This is a genomic window from Gordonia sp. KTR9 (assembly GCF_000143885.2).
In the GTDB taxonomy this organism is placed as follows: domain Bacteria; phylum Actinomycetota; class Actinomycetes; order Mycobacteriales; family Mycobacteriaceae; genus Gordonia.
Map to the genome: position 1 here is coordinate 1,784,135 of NC_018581.1, position 18,714 is coordinate 1,802,848.

Genomic DNA, 18,714 nt, shown 5'->3' on the forward strand with positions numbered 1-18,714 from the left:
GTTGCATCGTCATGCCTTTCCTGTCCCGACCGCGGTGCGGGATCGTGTGCCGCGGGAGTGTCGGGGTGCATAGTGTTGCGGCGGGAACCTGTCGGCGACGATAGACCTCATCGCCTCCAGGTCGCCATCGATCAGTCCGTGTGCGCGTGCCGTGATCAGCACGTTGCCGAGCGCAGTCGCCTCCACCGGCCCGGCCAGCACCGGCAGGCCGAGACGGTCGGCGGTGAGCTGGCACAACAGCCGGTTCTGCGAGCCGCCGCCGACGAGGTGCACGGTCTCCACCCTCGTCCCGGACAGTCGGGCCGCCCGGGTGACGCCGTCGGCGAACGCCGACGCCAGGCTGTCGACGATGGCGCGAACCATCTCCGGGCGCGTCATCGGGGGCCGCATGCCGCGCTCGTCGTACCAGGCGCGGATGCGTCCGGGCATGTCCCCGGGCGGCAGGAACCGCGCATCGTCGGTGTCGAAGATCTCGACGGTGGGCGGGGCCTCGGCCGCCTGGGCCAGCAGTTCGCCGAGGTCGGCGCGGTAACCCTCGCGCTGGTACTGACGCACGGTCTCGCTGAGCAGCCAGAGGCCCATCACGTTGTGCAGGTAGCGAATCCGGCCGTCGGCACCCACCTCGTTGGTGAAGTTGGCCTTCCACCCGTCGCGGGAGACCACGGGCTCGTCGAGTTCGACACCGACCAGACCCCAGGTGCCGCAGGAGATGTATGCCGAGCTGGTCGGGTCCATCGGGATGGCGGCGACGGCCGACGCGGTGTCGTGGGAGGCGACGGCGGTGACGCGGGTCGACGCCGACAATCCGAGTCGTTCCGCGACGTCGACGAGCAGCGGGCCCTGGTCGGTGCCGGTCTCGACGATGTCGGGGAACAACCCGACCGGCAGCCCGAGCCGCTCCATCATGGGGGTGTCCCAGCGCCCGTTGATGCCGAGCAGTCCGGTCGTGGACGCGTTGGTCCGCTCGGTGCCGCGCCGACCCGTCAGCCAGTAGGTGACGAGGTCCGGGATGAGCAGCGCGGTGTCGGCCTGGTCGAGCAGTCCGTCTGTCTTCTCGGCGGCCAGCTGGTACAGGGTGGTGAACGGTAGATGCTGTAAGCCGTTGCGCACGTACAGGTCCGCCGGACCGAGCTCGGCGTGCACGGCGTCGACCCCGGCTGCACTGCGCACGTCCCGGTAGTGGTGGGGCAACCCGAGCATCCGGCCCTCGCGGAGCAGGGCGTAGTCCACCGCCCAGGAATCCACCCCGATCCCGACCAGGTCGTCGGACTGCCTGCCCGCCTCGGCCAGGCCGGCGGACGCGGCCCGGAACAGTCCTGGGAGGTCCCAGTGGAGTGCCGACCGGCGACCGTTCCAGATGTGGACGGGATCGTTGGCGAACCGCGCGACCTGCTCGAGCTCGAGACGTCCGCGGGAGACGTCGGCGAGCATGACCCGGCCGCTGGTCGCACCCAGGTCGATCGCGGCGACCTGGGCCGACCGGGTGGAGCGACTCATCGGAGGAAGGCGGCGGCGACGCCCGCGTCCACCGGCACGTGCAGACCCGTGGTGTGGGAGAAGTCGGACGTGCAGAGTGCGAAGGCGGCGTTGGCGATGTTCTCCGGCAGCACCTCGCGCTTGAGCAGGGTGCGCTGCGCGTAGAACTTGCCCAGATCCTTCTCCTCGACGCCGTAGACGGCGGCGCGCTGCGCACCCCATCCGCCGGCGAAGATCCCCGAACCGCGCACCACGCCATCGGGATTGATGCCGTTGACCTTGACGCCGTGCTCGCCGAGTTCGGCGGCCAGCAGGCGGACCTGATGTGCCTGGTCGGCTTTCGTCGCCGAGTAGGCGATGTTGTTGGGTCCGGCGAAGACCGAGTTCTTCGACGAGATGTAGAGGATGTCGCCGCCCAGTTTCTGGTCGATGAGGGCGCGGGCGGCCGCCTTGCTCACCAGGAACGAGCCGCGGGCCATCACATTGTGCTGCAGGTCCCAGTCGGCGGCGGTGGTATCCAGCAACGACTTCGACAGCGACAGACCGGCGTTGTTCACCACGAGGTCGATGCCGCCGAAGGCGAGCACGGTCGCGTCGATCGCCGCCTGCACGGCTGCCTCGTCGGTGACGTCGGCCGCCACACCGATCGCGACATCGCTCGAACCGATCTCCTCGGCGGCGGCGGTTGCCTTCTCGGCGTCGAGGTCGGCGATCACCACGCACGCACCTTCGGCGGCCAGACGCGCCGCAATGGCCTTGCCGATTCCCGAGGCCGCACCGGTCACCAGGGCGATGCGGGTCGCCAGCGGCTTCGGCTTGGGCATCCGCGCGAGCTTGGCCTCTTCGAGCAGCCAGTACTCGATCCGGAACTTCTCCGACTCGTCGATCGGTGCGTAGGTCGAGATGGCCTCGGCGCCGCGCATCACGTTGATGGCGTTCAGGTAGAACTCGCCGGCGACGCGTGCGGTCTGCTTGTCCTTGCCGAAGCTGAACATGCCGACGCCGGGGACGAGCACGATGGCCGGGTCGGCGCCGCGCATCGCGGGGCTGTCCGCGGTGGCGTGGCGCTCGTAGTACGCCCGGTAGTCCTCGCGGTAGGCCTCGTGCAGAGCGGTGAGTCGTTGCTTGCACTCGTCGACCGTCGCCGACGCCGGGAGGTCGAGGACGAGGGGCTTGACCTTGGTGCGCAGGAAGTGGTCCGGGCAACTCGTGCCGAGTGCGGCCAGGCGCGGATGCTGCTCCGCCGCCAGGAATTCGAGGACCGGTTCGGCGTCGGTGAAGTGGCCGACCTGAGGCCTGTCCACCGAGGCGAGCCCACGGATGAACGGCGCGAGGGCCGCCGCCTTGGCGCGGCGTTCGTCGGCGGGAAGAGCGTCGTACCCGTCGAGCGGGGCGCCGAAGGGCTGCGGTCGGCCGTTGGCGGCGATGTACTCCTCGGCGGTGTGGATGATCTCCAGCGAGTGGGCCTGTGCCTCATCGGAGGTGTCTCCCCACGCGGTGATGCCGTGTCCGCCGAGGATGCAGCCGATCGCCTGCGGGTTGTCCCGCTTGATCGCCGAGATGTCCAGGCCGAGCTGGAAACCCGGACGCCGCCACGGCACCCACACGACGCGGTCGCCGAAGATCTTGTTCGTCAGCGCCTCTCCGTCGGCAGCGGTGGCGATGGCGATGCCGGAGTCGGGGTGCAGGTGATCGACGTGTGCGGCGTCGACCAGTCCGTGCATCGCGGTGTCGATGGACGGGGCGGCCCCGCCCTTGCCGTGCAGGCAGTAGTCGAAGGCGGCGACCATCTCGTCCTCGCGATCGAGGCCGGGATAGACGTCGACGAGGGCGCGCATGCGATCGAGGCGCAGGACCGCGAGCCCCTGCTCGGTCAGCGTGCCGAGGTCGCCGCCGGAGCCCTTGACCCACAACAGCTCGACGTCCTCGCCGGTGACGGGATCGGTGTCGGTGCCCTTGGCGGAGGTGTTGCCGCCGGCGTAGTTGGTGTTCTTCGGATCAGAGCCGAGTCGGTTGGACCGCGCGATGAGTGCGGCGACTGCGGGATTGGTCATTGCGGGTGATCTCCTCGGGAGTTCAGGGGTGACTGGGGCGGTGGAGGGCTCAGGCGCCCCAGGACGACTGGGTACCGCCGACACGCTCGGCGACGATGCGGTCGTGGTGGCCGGAAGCGGCATAGGCGGCCATCGGGTCCGCGGGCAGACCACGGCGGACGCGGCGGTCGGCGAGCATCGGACGGACGTCGGTGTAGAAGGCGTCCATCACGATGGCGTTCGCGCCCAACACATCTCCGGCGGCCTGCGCCTCGGTCAGGGCGTTGGTGTCGACGAGGAGTGCACGAGCGGTCATCTCCTCGACGTTGAGCACCGAGCGGATCTGACCGGGGATCTTCTCCTCGACGTTGTGGCACTGGTCGAGCATCAGCGCGACCGGTGAGCCGGTGTCGAGACCGCCGCCGCGGATCACCTCGAACAGGATGCGGAACAGCTGGAACGGATCCGCCGCGCCGACGATGAGGTCGTCGTCGGCGTAGAAGCGGGAATTGAAGTCGAACGATCCCAGCTTCCCGAGACGCAGCAACTGCGCGACGATGAACTCGATGTTGGTGCCCGGCGCGTGGTGGCCGGTGTCGAGGCAGACCATCGCGCGCTCGCCCAGGGCGCTCACGTGCGCGTACGAGGTGCCCCAGTCGGGGACGTCGGTGACATAGGTCGCGGGCTCGAAGAACTTGTACTCCAACACGAGTCGCTGGTCGTCACCGATGTGCTGGTAGATGGCCGCGAGCGACTCGGCGAGGCGGTCCTGGCGGCCGCGGATGTCGCCCTGCCCGGGGTAGTTGGTGCCGTCGGCGAGCCAGATCTTGAGATCGCGTGAGCCGGTCGCGTCCATCACCTCGATACAGGCGAGATGGTGGTCGATGGCCTTCTGCCGCACCGTCTTGTCGGTGTGGGTGAGGCTGCCGAACTTGTAGTCGTCGTCCTGGAAGGTGTTGGAGTTGATCGTCCCGAGGCCGACGCCGAGATCCTTCGCGTACGCGGCGAGCGCGCGGTAGTCGTCGACGGTGTCCCACGGGATGTGCAGGGCGACTGTCGGTGCCAGGCCGGTCAGTTCGTTGACCTTGGCGGCGTCGGTGATCTTCTCATGGATGGAACGGGGGGTGCCCGGGGTGCCGAACACCTTGAACCGGGTGCCGGAGTTGCCGAACGCCCAGGAGGGGAGCTCGATCTCGAGGTTGTCGAGGATCGTCTCGTCAAAGGTGGTCATGAGGGTTCTTTCCGTTGGGATTCCCCGCCGCCGGCGTCGGGGAACTACCGGCGGCGGGGAGGTCTGGGTGGAACGTCGTGCTGGTGGAACGTTTCAATCACGCGGCGCGCGATCGGGAGGACGTGTCAGGCCGGGGCCTTGTGCTCGGACTCCGCGGCCGGGTTGGTGCCACGGGCCGGACGGCTGGAGGGTGACGGCGTCTCGATGAGCTCGGGTGACAGCGGAGCTCCGTAGCGCTCGACCTCGATCTCCTGCAACGTCTTGCCCTGCGTGTCCGGTGCCGCGATGGCCCCGATGATCAGTGCGACGGTGAGCAGCGCCACCAGCAGGATGCCGACCGTGGTGAGTCCGGTGGCCGCCAGCATGGTGGGGAAGAAGTAGCTCAGCAGACCGGTTGCGGTGCGGACGGCGAAGAACATGACGCCCTGGGCGCTGGCCCGGTACGGGGTGGCGAACATCTCGCTCGCCCACAGGCTGTAGAACGCCTGCGCGCCGATGCCCGAGGAGATGCCCCACAGGACCGCGAAGACGAGCATCGTCGCGACACCGCTGTCGGTGAAGGCGACCAGCACGGTCCAGGCGACGATGCCCAGCGCGGCGCCGAAGACGTACAGCGCGCGCTGCGAGACCCGATCTGCATACCGCATGAAGCCGAAGTAGGTCGCGAGGACGGTGCAGCCCCAGACGAGCACCTGCAGCAGGTTCTGCTGAACGGCGCTCTCGACGCCGGCGGTCTCGTAGACGCGCGGCATGAAGATGCCGGCCTGCCCGGCGACGGTGTTCCAGAAGAGGTAGATCCCACCGAGCAGGAGCAGGGCGGTGATGTTCACCTTCTTGGAGAACAGGCCCTTGATGCCACGCGCGCCGACGGATGCGGTGAGTTCACGCGTCTCGTTGACCGCCTCGTCGGACCAGATCTTCGACTCCGCGAGCCCCTGGCGAATCCACCAGACGACCGCCGCGACGACGAACAGGTGCAGGAAGATGATGCGCGAACCGAGGAGGCCAAGCGGGGCGAGCGCGGCCGCGAGCGCGAAACCGATCAGGGGTCCGACCGACCAGGCCAGCTGCGCGGTACCGACGTGCTTGGCGCGTTCGACCGACGGGGCCTCTTCGGCGATGTAGGTCCAGGAGGCGGGTACGCCGGCGCCGACCGCGAGACCGGTGATGATGAAGGCGGCCAGCAGCATGGTGAAGTTGAACGCGAAGGCCGCGAGCAACACGCCGACCATGTAGACCAGTAGGTCGTAGGTGTAGATCGCCTTGCGGCCGTAGCGGTCACACAGCGGGCCGCCGATCGCGGCACCGACGGCGGCACCGAAGGCGTTGGCGCTCAGAGCGGCCAGCAGGCCGACGGCGAAGTTGCTGATGCCGAACTCGTCCTGCCAGAACGTGAGACTGGTCGCGATCGCGATGATCGAGCCGGCCTCGATGTAATTCGACATGGCGACCGAGATGGTCGCCCGCCAGCCGGTGGTGGAGCGCGCTCCTACTTTCATGGTGATTCCTTGCGTCGGAGATCAGTACAGAGGGTCGGGATCGGAGAGGTCAAACCGGGGTTCGCTGATGTCGGTGCGCCCGTCAGTACGTGTCGTGCCTGTGTCGGATCGGTGTCGTGCGGGAGAGGTCAGTCGAGGTGGAAGTACTCGACGAGTTCGGTGCGGATCGTGTCCGGGTTCGCGCCGTCGGCATCGGGTCCGGCCGGTGGGAGGAAGTACTCGGACATGTGTGCCTGCCAGCGGGTGTTGACGTCGGTCGCCTCCATGGCGGCGCTGGTCGTCGCGAAGTCGTCGGTTTCGAGGTAGCCGACGACCATGCCGTCGTCCCTGCGGAGGAACAGGGAGTAGTTGCGCCAGCCGGTCTCTCGCAGGGCGTCGAGCATCTCCGGCCAGACCTCCGTGTGGGCTTCGAGGTAGTCCTCGACGCGCTCGGGACGGAGATGGAGCACGAAGCAGACGCGCTGGGGGTCGGACATGGCTGCTCCTGACGAGACGACGTGTGGGGAAACGCAGACCGTCGAGTGAGGATCAACCCGGGGAATTAAAACGTTTCAATTTGTGATGGCAGCAACATTAAGAGGGGCCTGTGAGGATGTCAAGACCCGGTCCGGGCAAAGCCGTCCGAGGTCGAGTGGGGATCGGTCATGATCGTCTGAGCCCGCTCTCGCCGACCGTCGTCGCCGGCGCGCCACGGGACCGGACTGCAACGACGGGGGTTGACGTGCTCGGACGCCGGAAGACGCGAGGTCGACCGGACCTCGCGGGCAAGGTCGCGATCGTGACCGGTGGTGGGTCCGGGATCGGGGCCGCGCTCACCCGTGCGCTGGCCGCCGAGGGAGCGCTCGTGACCTGCGCGGACATCGACCTCCCCGCGGCGGAACGGGTGGCGTCGTCGCTGTCTGGCGGGCCGGGCAGGGTCCGGGCGGTGCGTCTCGACGTGACGGACGGCGCAGCGGTCCAGCGGATGATCGACGACGTCGTCGCGGAGTCGGGGCGGCTGGATCTGATGTTCAACAATGCGGGGATCACGTGGGGCGGCCCGACCGAGATGCTGTCGCCGGACCAGTGGAACGCGATCATCGACGTCAACATCCGGGGTGTCGTGCACGGGGTCGCGGCGGCGTATCCGGTGATGATCGAGCAGCGGTCCGGGCACATCGTCAACACGGCCTCGATGGGCGGCCTCGTCGCCGCCGGACTGATCACCAGCTACGTGATGACCAAGCACGCGGTCGTCGGGTTGTCGCTCGCCTTGCGCACCGAGGCCGCGGGTCATGGGGTCGGCGTGATGGCGGTATGTCCCTCGGCGGTGGAGACGCCGATCCTCGACAAAGGATCGGTCGGCGGATTCGTCGGTCGCTCTTACTATCTCGCGAGCCAGGGCTCGTCACAGGCCTACGACGCCGATCGGCTGGCGCAGGACACGATCGCCGCCCTCGGGCGCAACCAGCCGCTGCTCGTCGTGCCCCGCCGATCCCGGATCACCTGGCGCATCCACAGATTGGCGCCGGGCCTCACGAATCGGCTTGCCGCGCAGTTCATCGCCCGACAGCGCGCGGAGTTGCGTCCGGAGGGTTAGCTCCCGGCGGTACTGCTCAGGATGGCCACGATGACACCCGCCACGGTCAGCACGCCGACGACCCACGCCATCGCGACGGCGACGCGTCGACGTCCGAATCGGGCGGCGTTGATCGCGATGCCCAGGCACACGAGGATCGCGATCGAGTACACGGAGATACCGAGGGTGAGAAGAGCGACCGAGGAGTCGGCGAGCAGGACAACCCGAGTGGACATGCCGTCGAGTACAGCACGCCCGCCCGGGGGCGCGGCGGCCCGTCCACGCAGTCGCGTGGACGGGCCTGGTGCAGCCGCCATGGAGCGTCGGGTCCGGCGCCGACTACGAGCCGACGACCACCTGCTCGAATGTCAGCCGTTCCGGTGCTTCGCGTCCGGCGAAGACCTGACGGTTCGGGAACCCGCCGGTCCAGAAGTCGTAGAGGTACGACACCAGCCCACCGGAGTGGTGGTCGCAGACCATCACGCCGTCGGTGACCAGGACCGGCCACTCGTCGGGATCGTCACCCGTCAGGTGCCAATAGCCCGAGTCGCCGTCGGTGGAGCGACCCCATCCGAAGAACGCGCCGCCGGCCAGATCGACGGCCGTGTCGGTGCCGTCGTCGCGGGCCCAGGTCACGATGCTCGGGTCCTCGAGGAGTGGATCGAGTTCCGCCACGGCGCGGCTGCCCGCCTCCTCGATCGGAGCATCGGGCCAGGGGAGTCCGGTCCACACCAAGAAGTCGTCGCAGAAGACCCCGGGGCCGTAGGTGTCGGCGAGTGCCTTGTAGTCGGTCGGGGGGCGGAACCCCAGACGCTGCTCGGTCTGCGCCCAGTCGACCGTCGCCGGCCGCGCTGCCGGTGGTGGGATCAGCGCGATCAGATCATCAATGGTGTGCTTCGGCATGGTCGTCACCTCATTCGCGTGCCCCCAGTCGGACTCGAACCGACACTGTGCCGATTTTAAGTCGGCTGCCTCTGCCAATTGGGCTATGGGGGCGCAGGGTCCGCGCGACGACGGTGCCCCTGGTGAGCATAGTCAGCCGGCACCGCGGCGGCCGTCCTGTGGTCCGGCGTCGCCACCGACAGACCCCAACTCGACTGCCAGACTTCGATCGAGGTCTGGCAGTCGAGTCGAGGTCTGGGAGTCAGACATCCTTGACCGGCCCTGACGCCGGGGTGATCATGGGGCATGGACGCGGCAGCAGTGACCGGGGCACGTAATTGGAAGGCCGTCCGAGAACGGCATCCCGAGATCGTCGAGCGTCTCGAGGCCGGCCTGATGCAGGGTGATCCGCTCGCCGACGCGGTGATCATCGAGGCCCGGGAGCGGGGGATCTCGTTCTCCACCCTCGTCGCGCTGCTGGAAGAGCACGCCGCCGATGCGGCGTCCGATCCCGACCATCTCGAGATGCCCGCCTCGATGCAGCGCCTGTTGCAGGCGGCGAGCACCCCACCGCCGTGGTTCGACGCCGCCTGGGCGGAGGCCGGCGCCCGTGCGTGGTGGCGCTTCGGGACCCTGCAGTCGTCGACGCTGTATCAGTCGCTGATCTATGGATTCAAGGCCCAGGGTTTCGTCCGTCCACTCGTCGCCACCGGCCGGCTGGGGTCGGGGACACGTGATCGGGTCGAGTCGACGGCGCGCTGGGTCGCCGAGGCCACGACCCCCGGGTCGATGCTGCCCGGTCGTCCCGGTTGGGTTGCCACACTGCGTATTCGGCTTCTGCACGCGTACATCCGCGACATCCTGCGTCACCCGCCCGGCGGCGAGTCGTCGGCGTGCGACGATGCGGGCTGGGACGAAACGGAGTGGGGTGCGCCGATCAACCAGACGTATTCGGTGATGACCATCTCGTGCGGGTTCCTCGCCCTGCCGCTCGTCGTCGCACGGGATTTCGGTATCCACTACAGCAGTGCCGAACACGAGGCGATCACCCACCTGTGGCGCTGGATCGGCTGGGTCATCGGCGTCGACGACGACCTGCTGCCGGCGAGTTACGACTCGGCGAGCGAATTGTTCCGGGTGGCAGGCGAATTCGAGCTACGGCCCGACGACTCGTCGAAGATCCTGATCAAGGCGCTCCTGCGCGAGGGCTACGACCTTCCGCGCGTCGTCCACGGTGCCGCCCCGATACCGGTGCCCGGGCTGCTGGTCTCCGCGGTGGATGCGCTCACGAGGCCTCTGCTCATGTCCTCGTTCTCGGCCATCAGCACCAGGTGGGTCGAGCGACCGGTCGCCCGGCGGATGGGTCTGCGCCGTACGCCATTGCACCATCTCGTCGACGTCGCGCGTCCCGCCGTCCGGCTGCGTGAGATCGCGCGGACGACCGGACTGCTCGGTTCGGAATCGACGGTGATCGAACGCGAACTGCGCACCGTTCGGCGCGGACTCGGAATGCCCCAACCGGCGAACACGTCCTTGACCGCCTAAATTACTGCTGATAACTTAACGCCGTAAAGTCGACCGACGCGACGAGGGGTCCGCATGCTGGTCAGATTGACACGGCTGGTCATATCCATGCCCAAAAGAGTGCTCGTGGGTGCGCTCATCCTGCTTGTCGTGTGTGGCGCGTACGGCGCCACCGCGGCCCAACACCTGCTGGCCGGCGGCTACAGCGACCCGAACTCGGGTTCGGCACGAGCCCAGGAGGTACTCGACGAGACCTTCAACCGAGGCGGGATCCAGGTCGTCCTCAAGCTCGACGGGCCCGCCGGCGTCGACATCTCACGCGACCCGACGGCCAAGGCCGTCGGCGACGAGATCATCGCCGATCTGAACCGCAATGAGTATGTGCAGGACCAGATCCTGTCGGTCTGGGCCAATCCGGCGCTCGACTCGGCGCTGGTCAGTCGCGACCGGACGTCGACTTTGGTCATCGCCTCGCTCGACGGGGGCGAGGACTCGGCACCGGCTCACGCCGAGGAGATCGAAGCGGCTTTCGCCGGTGTCCGTGACGGGATCACCGTGCAGGTCGGCGGCCAGGGACTCGTCTTCGCGCAGGTCAACGACCAGACCTCGTCGGACCTGCTCATCGCCGAGGCGATCGCGATCCCGATCACGTTCGTCGTGCTGATCTTCATCTTCGGCGGATTGCTCGCGGCGGCCGTCCCCGTCGGCATCGGCATCGTCTCGATCATCCTCACCTTCGCGCTTCTCCGCGTGATCGGATCGCTCACCGACGTCTCCGTGTTCGCGCTGAACCTCACCACCGCACTGGGTCTCGCGCTCGCGATCGACTACACGCTGCTGCTGTTGACGCGCTACAGGGAAGAGGTCGAGCACGGGCTGAGCCGGCCCGACGCGATCGTCCGGACCCTGGCCACTGCCGGGCGGACCGTCGCATTCTCCGCTGTGACCGTCGCCCTCTCGTTGAGCGCGCTCGTGCTGTTCCCGCAGTACTTCCTGCGATCCTTCGCATTCGCGGGTCTCGGCGTCGTGGTCGTGGCGGCGGTGTCGGCGCTCGTCCTGACCCCGGCCGTGCTCATGCTCCTCGGCGACCGCATCGACGCGTTCGATGCACGCAAGCCGCTGCGGCGTGTGCTGCGGCTGCCGCCGTCGCGACCCGTCGAGCCCGAGGAGACCTGGTGGTACCGGCTCGTGCAGTGGGTGCTCCGCCACGCCCTGCCGGTCGCCGCGGTGGTCACGGTCTTCCTGTTGGTGCTCGGCGCTCCGTTCCTGTCGATCAAGATGGGATTCCCCGACGACCGGGTGCTACCCGAATCGGCGAGCTCGCACGCCATCCAGCAGGAGATCCGTGAGGACTACGAGGACGATCTGTCCGCCGCGGTCACCGTCGTCGTGCGGGGACCCGTGGACGATCAGACCCTGGCGGCCTACACCCGCGCCCTCTCGGAGGTCGAGGACGTCAACTCGGCGGGCTCGTCGGCCGGAACGTTCGTCCGAGGGGCGCCGGTCGCCCCCGGCAGTCCGGACGACAGCCGGGGTGACGTGCACGTGCTGAACGTCTCCACCGACCGCGACCCGATGAGCGACGGCGGTATCGGCCAGCTCGGTCAACTGCGCGCGGTGGCGCCCCCGGAGGGAACGGAGACGCTGTTCACCGGACTCGCCGCCACCACCGACGACACCGTCGGGTCGATCTATGCGCACCTGCCGTGGGTACTCGGCCTGATCGCGATCGCGACGTTCGTCCTGCTGTTCCTGTTCACCGGCAGCGTCGTGCTGCCCCTGAAGGCGCTGGTCCTCAACGTCCTGTCGCTGTCGGCGACCTTCGGGGCGATGGTCTGGTTCTTCCAGGAGGGGCATCTCGGTGGTTTGGGGACCACCGCCACGGGCACCCTCAACGCGACGATGCCGGTGCTGCTGTTCTGCGTCGCATTCGGCCTGTCGATGGACTACGAGGTGTTCCTGCTGGGACGGATTCGTGAGGAGTGGTTGCGATCGGACCGGACGCGAGCGGCCAGCGACCATGCCGTGGCGATGGGCCTGGCCCGAACCGGTCGGGTCATCACCGCGGCGGCATTGCTGATGAGCATCGTCTTCGCCGCCATCGCGGCGTCGGAGGTCTCGTTCATGCGGATGTTCGGGGTCGGACTCACGCTGGCGGTCCTGATGGACGCGACGCTCATCCGGATGTTCCTCGTCCCCGCGTTCATGCGGCTGGTGGGGCGGGCCAACTGGTGGGCTCCGGGGCCCCTGAGGCGCCTGCACGATCGGATCGGGTTGTCCGAGGAGGCACCCGAGATCGGGCAACCCGCCGAGAAGTCGACGGCCGAGACCTCGCCGACAAGGGTCTGACACCGAATACGTCATATCGGCAGCCGAATCGGGGCGGCACGGATTCAGGAGCGCAGTGACGACACGACGACGAGCGAGATCACCACGCGGGTCCGGGGAGATCCTCGCGGAGGAGATCATCGAGGCAGCGGGCGAATTGCTGGTGGAGAACGGCGATGACACCGCGATGTCCATCCGCGCGGTCGCCAACCGTGTCGGGGTCACGCCGCCGTCGATCTACCTGCACTTCGCCGACAAGGAGGCGCTGCTCGACGCCGTGTGCGCCCGTTACTTCGAGCGCCTCGACGACGAGATGGCCGCCGCGTCGGCGGGTGTCGACGACCCGTTCGAGCAAGCGCTGAACCAGGGGATGGCCTATGTGCGTTTCGCCGTCGCCAACCCCGTGCTCTACCGCGTGGCGTTCGGCAAGCCCACCTCCGAGGGGCATCCGTCGAAGGTCGACGAGGTGCTCGCCGCCAGTGCGTACACCCGGTTCGTCGGCACCGTCACCGCGCTGGCCGACGACGGCATGTTCGACCGCGCGGAGGTCGCCGACATCGTTCTCGAGTTCTGGGCGACTGCCCACGGGATCGCCTCGTTGATGCTCGCCAAGCCGGGCCTGCCCTGGGGTGGGGACTTCGCGCGGGCCGAGTCGATGCTCACCGCGATGTGCCTCGGCCGGGCCGCGCTCGGGACGGGCGAGGGTGTCGGTCGGACCGCCGTCGGCGACCGGTTGAGGTCGCTGCGCGAGCGCGCGAACTGACCCCGGGGCGGGTGTTCGACGACAGAAGGGTCAAGAGTCGGTAAAGTCGATGTCGACTCGGTCGTCGTGCGTTCTCGTCAGGGAACTCACAGGAACGACCCGACGTTGAGACGGTATACATCCGTACCGATTAAGGAGCGCTTCGTGCGAGAAAGCAGCAATCCGGTGATGCGCGGCGTGGTCCGCGACAATCAGTCCGGGTACGCGGGTTTCGGGGCCGGCATGGCCGGCGCCGGCGCCGCGGCCAATCAATACGGTCAGGCCACTGACCCCTACACCCAGCCGGCACCGCCGACCACTCGTCAGCTCACCATCGACGACGTCGTCACGAAGACCGCGATCACCCTCGGGGTGCTGACCCTGGCCGCGGTCGCCACGTACTTCGCCATCAGCAGCCGCGCGACCGAGTCCGCTCAGGCAGCTCTCGCCACGCCGCTCATGCTGGTCGGTGCCATCGCCGGTCTCGTCCTCGTCCTGGTGGCGAGCTTCGGGCGCAAGCAGGACAACCCGGCCATCGTGCTGGCCTATGCCGCGTTCGAGGGTCTGTTCGTCGGTGCCATCTCGTTCGTGTTCGCGAACTGGGCAGTCGCCGGTGACACCTCCGCCGGTGCCCTGATCGGGCAGGCGGTCCTCGGCACCTTCGGCGTGTTCTTCGGCATGCTGGTCGTGTACAAGGTCGGCGCCATCCGCGTGACGCCGCGTTTCACGCGCATGCTGTTCGCCGGCATGATCGGCGTCCTGGTGCTGATGCTCGGCAACCTGGTCATCGGTCTGTTCACCGGTGAGGCCGGGGTGCTCCGCGACGGCGGCCCGATCGCGATCATCTTCTCGCTGGTCTGCATCGCCCTCGCCGCGTTCAGCTTCCTGCTGGACTTCGACGCCGCGGATCGCCTGATCCGCGCCGGCGCACCCGACCGCGCCGCCTGGGGCGTCGCACTCGGCCTGACCGTCACCCTGGTCTGGCTCTACGTCGAGATCCTGCGACTGCTGACCTACTTCAACTCCGACTAGTCCGTCACACGACAGTGGCCCCGCACCTCTCGGTGCGGGGCCACTGTCGTCTCGAGGGTCCTGTGTGCGACAAAATGTGCCGCCCAGACGCGTTTGCGGGGGCGACCCACCGCCGCGGTTCTACCGTTCGGGCATGGTGTTCTTTCTGATTCAGCTGGCGCTGATGATCGTCGGCGCCGTGGTGCACATACTGGTGGACCGATCGGTGCGGCGGCGCACCTTCGGCCGCGCAGCCGAGCTCGTGATGCTCTGGATCCTGGTCCCCGGAGGTGCGTTCGGCATCCTCGCGGGCATCGGGCACGTCGGCCCGAACGCCCCCGAGATCGCCGAAGGCATCGGACCGGACTTCATCCCGTCGATGTTCCAGTGGGAACTCGGGTGGAACGACATCGCCGTGGGCGTGCTCGGTGTGCTCTGCTTCCGGGTGAGCAACCGCGGTGGATGGCTCGATGCCGCCGTCTGGGCGCTGGCCATCAGCTACGGCGGGGACCTCGCCGGGCACATCTCGCAGTACTACATCCACGACAACACGGCGACCAACAACGTCTGGGCGATCCCCGCCGAGATCTACATCGTCGGCGTGGTCGTCATCGCCTGGTTCGTCTACCGACGAACAACCCCCCGCAGCGTCGCGATCCAAGGACCCAACGCGGCGAGGGGCGTCGACGAGACGGAAACGGTCTCGATCAGCTGAGGCGCTCCAGCCCGTTCAGCTGAGGCGCTCGAGCACCATGGCCATACCCTGGCCGCCGCCCACACACATCGATTCGATGCCGAAGGTCTTGTCGTGGGTACGAAGGTTGTTGAGCAGGGTGGTCGTGATGCGGGCGCCGGTCATGCCGAACGGGTGACCGAGGGCGATCGCCCCACCGGACACGTTCAGCTTGTCGTGGTCGATGCCGAGTTCGGCGGCCGAACCGAGGACCTGGACGGCGAACGCCTCGTTGATCTCGACGAGATCGATGTCCGACAGCGACATCCCCGAGACGCGCAGCACCTTCCGGATCGCCTCGATCGGACCGAGCCCCATGATCTCCGGCGACAGGCCGGTGGCCGCGGTGGCGACGACCCGTGCGAGCGGGGTCAGGCCCAGTTCCTTCGCCTTGGTGTCGCTCATGATGACCAGTGCCGCGGCGCCGTCGTTCAACGGGCAGGCGTTACCCGCGGTGATGGTGCCGTCGGGGCGGAAGACCGGCTTGAGCTGCGAGATCTTCTCGTAGGTCGTGCCGGCGCGCGGACCGTCGTCGGTGGTGACGAGTGAGCCGTCGGGCAGGGTGACCGGGTCGATCTCGCGCTCGAAGAACCCGGACTTGATCGCTGCCTCGGCACGGTTCTGGCTCAGCACGCCCCACCGGTCCTGGTCCTCGCGGGAGATGCCGGTGGACGACGCCACGTTCTCGGCGGTCTGACCCATTGCGATGTACACGTCGGGGACGACGCCGTCCTTGCGCGGGTCGTGCCAGATGCCGGCGTCGCCGGCGGCTGCCTTCTCGGTCCGGGCCATCGCGTCGTCGAACATCGGGTTCTTCGAGTTCGGTGCGCCGTCGGCGCCGCCGGAGATCCCGAAGCTCGACACGCTCTCGACGCCACCGGAGATCAGGACGTCGGCCTCGCCGGCCTTGATCGCGTGCAGCGCCATCCGGGTGGTCTGCAACGACGACGAGCAGTAGCGGTTCACCGTCACGCCGGGGATGTGGTCGTGACCGAGCTCGACCGCGATCACCCGGGCGATGTTGTAACCGCCCTGGCCGCCGGGCTGGCCGATGCCCCAGTGGATGTCCTCGATCAGGGCAGGGTCGAGTTCGGGCACCTTGGCGAGCGCGGCTTCGACCATCTGACGCGACAGTTCGTCGGGGCGGACGTCTTTGAGGGATCCCTTGGCCGCGCGGCCGATCGGGGAACGGGCATGGGCGACGATGACAGCTTCAGGCATGCCTCAAAACTACCGCACCAAGCATCTGCTTGGTTTTGCGGCGGGGGTGTCCGGAACGGCGCTGGTCAGAGTCGCGTGAACTGTTTCCTGACACGTGTGATGAGTCGTGTTTCTTCGACGGCCTCGGACACCTTGGGCGGCTCGGGCAACGGCGTGGGCCCCCATTCGCCGATCGAGGCGAGGACCTCGGGCACGAGGATGTCGGCGGCCAGCTCGTACCCCGCTGCCGACGGATGGAAGCGGTCGGGCGACAGCATGTGCTCGGGTCGCGCGAGGAACTCTTCGGTCAGCAGGTCGGCCAGCGGTACCGGGCGTCCACCGGCGGCCCGGACCGCCGAGCGTTGCGCGGCGGCCAGCGCGAGTCCCCAGCGCCGGAGCACCGCCCGGAGGGGCTGGGGGATCGCGGTCACCACCCCGAAGTCCGGGCAGGTGCCCACGACCACCTTCGCGCCCCCGTCCACGAGCGCGTGGACCGCCTCACCGAGCCGGCGCGCCGACGGGAGCGGACTGTTACGGGCGGTGACGTCGTTGGCGCCGACGAGGATGACGGCGACGTCGGGTCGCTCGTGGTGGACGAACATGGCCTCGATCTGCGCCGCGAGCCCTTTCGACGTCGCGCCGACGATCGCCTTGTTGGCGTAGCGGACCACCTGATCGGTCTCCGCGGCCACCCGGCGGGCGATCTGCACACCCGGGGTCTCCTCGGCGGTCTCGGCGCCCAGCCCGGCCGCGGTCGAGTCACCGAACACGACGAGGTAGAGGTCGTAGACGGTGTCGCGGGTGAAGCGTTCGCTGGTGCCGTCGGGGCGATACACGCCGTCGCCGTCCGGGGCATTGTCGGTGCGGTGCGGTATCACCACCCGGGCCTCGGCTGCCTGACTGTTCAGCAGGTTGTAGGCGGCCCACCCGGCACCGGCCGCGCCCGCGGTCGCCGCCGCCGTGGCGCCGACATCGCGCACGATCCTCCCGGAGGCGATTCCCTTGCGACTCGAACCGGACACGGGTGCCAGTTTAGGGGTTGCGGCTTCGGGCAGCGGCCGGGTGTCGCTGTTCGCGGCCGCTCTGGGACGATGGACGCATGCGCATCGCCAATCACGTCGTCGACCTGGTGGGCAACACCCCGCTGGTCAAGCTGAACTCGGTGACCTCACCCGGATCGGGCCTGGTCGCCGCCAAGGTCGAGTACCTCAATCCCGGTGGTAGCAGCAAGGACCGGATCGCCGTGCGGATGATCGACGCCGCGGAGGCCTCGGGCGAGCTGAAGCCGGGCGGAACCATCGTGGAGCCGACGTCGGGCAACACCGGCGTCGGACTGGCGCTCGTCGCGCAGCAGCGCGGCTACAAGTGCGTCTTCGTCTGCCCCGACAAGGTCGGCGAGGACAAGCGCAACGTCCTGCGAGCCTACGGCGCCGAGGTCGTGGTCTGCCCGACCGCGGTCGAGCCGTCCCACCCGGACAGTTACTACAGCGTCTCCGATCGGCTGGTCACCGAGATCGACGGTGCGTGGAAGCCCAACCAGTACGCCAATCCGGCCGGGCCGCAGAGTCACTACGAGACCACCGGACCCGAGATCTGGGCCGACACCGACGGCAAGGTCACCCACTTCGTGGCGGGCGTCGGCACCGGCGGCACCATCACCGGCACCGGCCGCTACCTCAAGGAGATCTCCGACGGAGCCGTGAAGATCGTCGGCGTCGATCCCGAGGGTTCGGTGTACTCCGGCGGAACCGGGCGGCCGTACCTCGTCGAGGGCGTCGGCGAGGATTTCTGGCCCGATGCCTACGACCCGGCGATCCCCGACGAGATCATCGCGGTCTCCGACGCCGACTCCTTCGACATGACCCGGCGACTGGCCCGCGAGGAGGGACTGCTGGTCGGCGGTTCGTGCGGGATGGCGGTCGTGGCCGCCCTGCAGGTCGCCGAGCGCGAGGGTCCCGACGCGGTGGTCGTCGTCCTGCTGCCCGACGGCGGCCGCGGCTACATGGCGAAGATCTTCAACGACCAGTGGATGAGCAGCTACGGCTTCCTGCGGAGCCCGCTCGACGCCAACACCAAGGAATCGCTCGTGGGGGATGTGTTGCGCGGCAAGACCGGCGCCCTGCCCGACCTCGTCCACACCCACCCGCAGGAGACCCTGCGCGACGCGATCGAGATCCTCCGCGAGTACGGCGTCTCCCAGATGCCGGTCGTCGGCGCCGAGCCGCCCGTGATGGCCGGTGAGGTCGCGGGCGCGGTCACCGAGCGCGACCTGCTCAGCGCGGTCTTCGAAGGTCGCGCCAGTCTCGCCGACCCCGTCTCGGCGCACATGGGGGAGCCGTTCCCGCTCATCGGTTCCGGCGAACCGGTGTCGGCGGCGACCAAGGCGCTGGGCGACTGCGACGCGCTCATGGTCGTCGAAGACGGCAAGCCCATCGGCGTGATCACGCGCCACGACCTGCTCGCCTTCGTGTCGAGCCACCCGATCGTCGGATAGGAG

The 18,714-nt window shown here is 68.4% G+C and carries 16 protein-coding genes and 1 tRNA gene; 7 read left to right on the top strand and 10 right to left on the bottom strand.

Annotated features, from left to right (window positions below):
• Positions 1-9: 9 nt before the first annotated feature.
• The 5 genes from KTR9_RS08920 to KTR9_RS08940 all read right to left on the bottom strand — a co-directional run bounded on the left by KTR9_RS08920 (position 10) and on the right by KTR9_RS08940 (position 6,715).
• Entirely contained in the window at positions 10-1,497 is a 1,488-nt protein-coding gene (locus KTR9_RS08920; RefSeq protein ID WP_014926125.1) for a rhamnulokinase, read from the bottom strand.
• Complete coding sequence (locus KTR9_RS08925; RefSeq protein WP_014926126.1) at positions 1,494-3,530, bottom strand: bifunctional rhamnulose-1-phosphate aldolase/short-chain dehydrogenase; 2,037 nt, start codon at positions 3,528-3,530, stop codon at positions 1,494-1,496. The genes KTR9_RS08920 and KTR9_RS08925 overlap by 4 nt, the downstream gene beginning before the upstream one ends.
• A gap of 49 nt (positions 3,531-3,579) precedes the next feature.
• Entirely contained in the window at positions 3,580-4,740 is a 1,161-nt protein-coding gene (gene rhaI / locus KTR9_RS08930; RefSeq protein ID WP_014926127.1) for an L-rhamnose isomerase, read from the bottom strand.
• A 125-nt stretch (positions 4,741-4,865) separates the two neighbouring features.
• On the bottom strand, positions 4,866-6,239 hold the full coding sequence (locus KTR9_RS08935) for an MFS transporter (protein ID WP_014926128.1): 1,374 nt from the start codon (positions 6,237-6,239) through the stop codon (positions 4,866-4,868).
• Positions 6,240-6,367: 128 nt separating this feature from the next.
• Positions 6,368-6,715 (bottom strand): L-rhamnose mutarotase, encoded by a 348-nt coding sequence (locus KTR9_RS08940; protein WP_014926129.1) that lies wholly within the window; start codon positions 6,713-6,715, stop codon positions 6,368-6,370.
• Positions 6,716-6,960: 245 nt separating this feature from the next.
• On the opposite strand from KTR9_RS08940, the gene KTR9_RS08945 reads away from it, so the two are divergent.
• The gene (locus KTR9_RS08945; RefSeq protein WP_014926130.1) at positions 6,961-7,818 is read left to right on the top strand and encodes an SDR family NAD(P)-dependent oxidoreductase; all 858 of its coding nucleotides are present in this window, start codon (positions 6,961-6,963) and stop codon (positions 7,816-7,818) included.
• Here the strand turns inward: KTR9_RS08945 and KTR9_RS08950 are convergent.
• From KTR9_RS08950 to KTR9_RS08960, 3 genes are all read right to left on the bottom strand, one after another.
• Positions 7,815-8,033 carry a hypothetical protein gene (locus tag KTR9_RS08950; RefSeq protein WP_010841782.1) on the bottom strand — a complete coding sequence of 73 codons (219 nt, stop codon included), beginning with the start codon at positions 8,031-8,033 and terminating at the stop codon, positions 7,815-7,817. The two genes, KTR9_RS08945 and KTR9_RS08950, sit on opposite strands and share 4 nt — an antisense overlap.
• Before the next feature lie 103 nt (positions 8,034-8,136).
• The gene (locus KTR9_RS08955) at positions 8,137-8,700 is read right to left on the bottom strand and encodes a hypothetical protein (protein WP_014926131.1); all 564 of its coding nucleotides are present in this window, start codon (positions 8,698-8,700) and stop codon (positions 8,137-8,139) included.
• Positions 8,701-8,719: 19 nt separating this feature from the next.
• A tRNA-Leu gene (locus KTR9_RS08960) sits at positions 8,720-8,793 on the bottom strand.
• Positions 8,794-8,985: 192 nt separating this feature from the next.
• Here KTR9_RS08960 and KTR9_RS08965 point away from each other — a divergent pair.
• The 5 genes from KTR9_RS08965 to KTR9_RS08985 all read left to right on the top strand — a co-directional run bounded on the left by KTR9_RS08965 (position 8,986) and on the right by KTR9_RS08985 (position 14,999).
• Positions 8,986-10,224, top strand: a complete 1,239-nt coding sequence (locus KTR9_RS08965; protein WP_014926132.1) for an oxygenase MpaB family protein — start codon at positions 8,986-8,988, stop codon at positions 10,222-10,224.
• A 54-nt stretch (positions 10,225-10,278) separates the two neighbouring features.
• Entirely contained in the window at positions 10,279-12,552 is a 2,274-nt protein-coding gene (locus KTR9_RS08970; RefSeq protein ID WP_014926133.1) for an MMPL family transporter, read from the top strand.
• Between the two features lie 55 nt (positions 12,553-12,607).
• Entirely contained in the window at positions 12,608-13,294 is a 687-nt protein-coding gene (locus KTR9_RS08975) for a TetR/AcrR family transcriptional regulator (protein ID WP_014926134.1), read from the top strand.
• Between the two features lie 144 nt (positions 13,295-13,438).
• Positions 13,439-14,305, top strand: a complete 867-nt coding sequence (locus KTR9_RS08980) for a Bax inhibitor-1/YccA family protein (protein WP_035717090.1) — start codon at positions 13,439-13,441, stop codon at positions 14,303-14,305.
• A 133-nt stretch (positions 14,306-14,438) separates the two neighbouring features.
• Positions 14,439-14,999: a DUF6790 family protein gene (locus KTR9_RS08985; protein WP_014926136.1), complete on the top strand. Its 561-nt coding sequence runs from the start codon at positions 14,439-14,441 to the stop codon at positions 14,997-14,999.
• Positions 15,000-15,014: 15 nt separating this feature from the next.
• On the opposite strand, the gene KTR9_RS08990 is transcribed toward KTR9_RS08985, so the two are convergent.
• Positions 15,015-16,238, bottom strand: coding sequence for an acetyl-CoA C-acetyltransferase (locus KTR9_RS08990; RefSeq protein WP_010841792.1), 1,224 nt, complete (start codon positions 16,236-16,238; stop codon positions 15,015-15,017).
• Between the two features lie 65 nt (positions 16,239-16,303).
• Positions 16,304-17,239: an SGNH/GDSL hydrolase family protein gene (locus KTR9_RS08995; RefSeq protein WP_425307018.1), complete on the bottom strand. Its 936-nt coding sequence runs from the start codon at positions 17,237-17,239 to the stop codon at positions 16,304-16,306.
• Positions 17,240-17,316: 77 nt separating this feature from the next.
• On the opposite strand from KTR9_RS08995, the gene KTR9_RS09000 reads away from it, so the two are divergent.
• On the top strand, positions 17,317-18,711 hold the full coding sequence (locus tag KTR9_RS09000) for a cystathionine beta-synthase (RefSeq protein ID WP_010841794.1): 1,395 nt from the start codon (positions 17,317-17,319) through the stop codon (positions 18,709-18,711).
• Positions 18,712-18,714 lie beyond the last annotated feature (3 nt).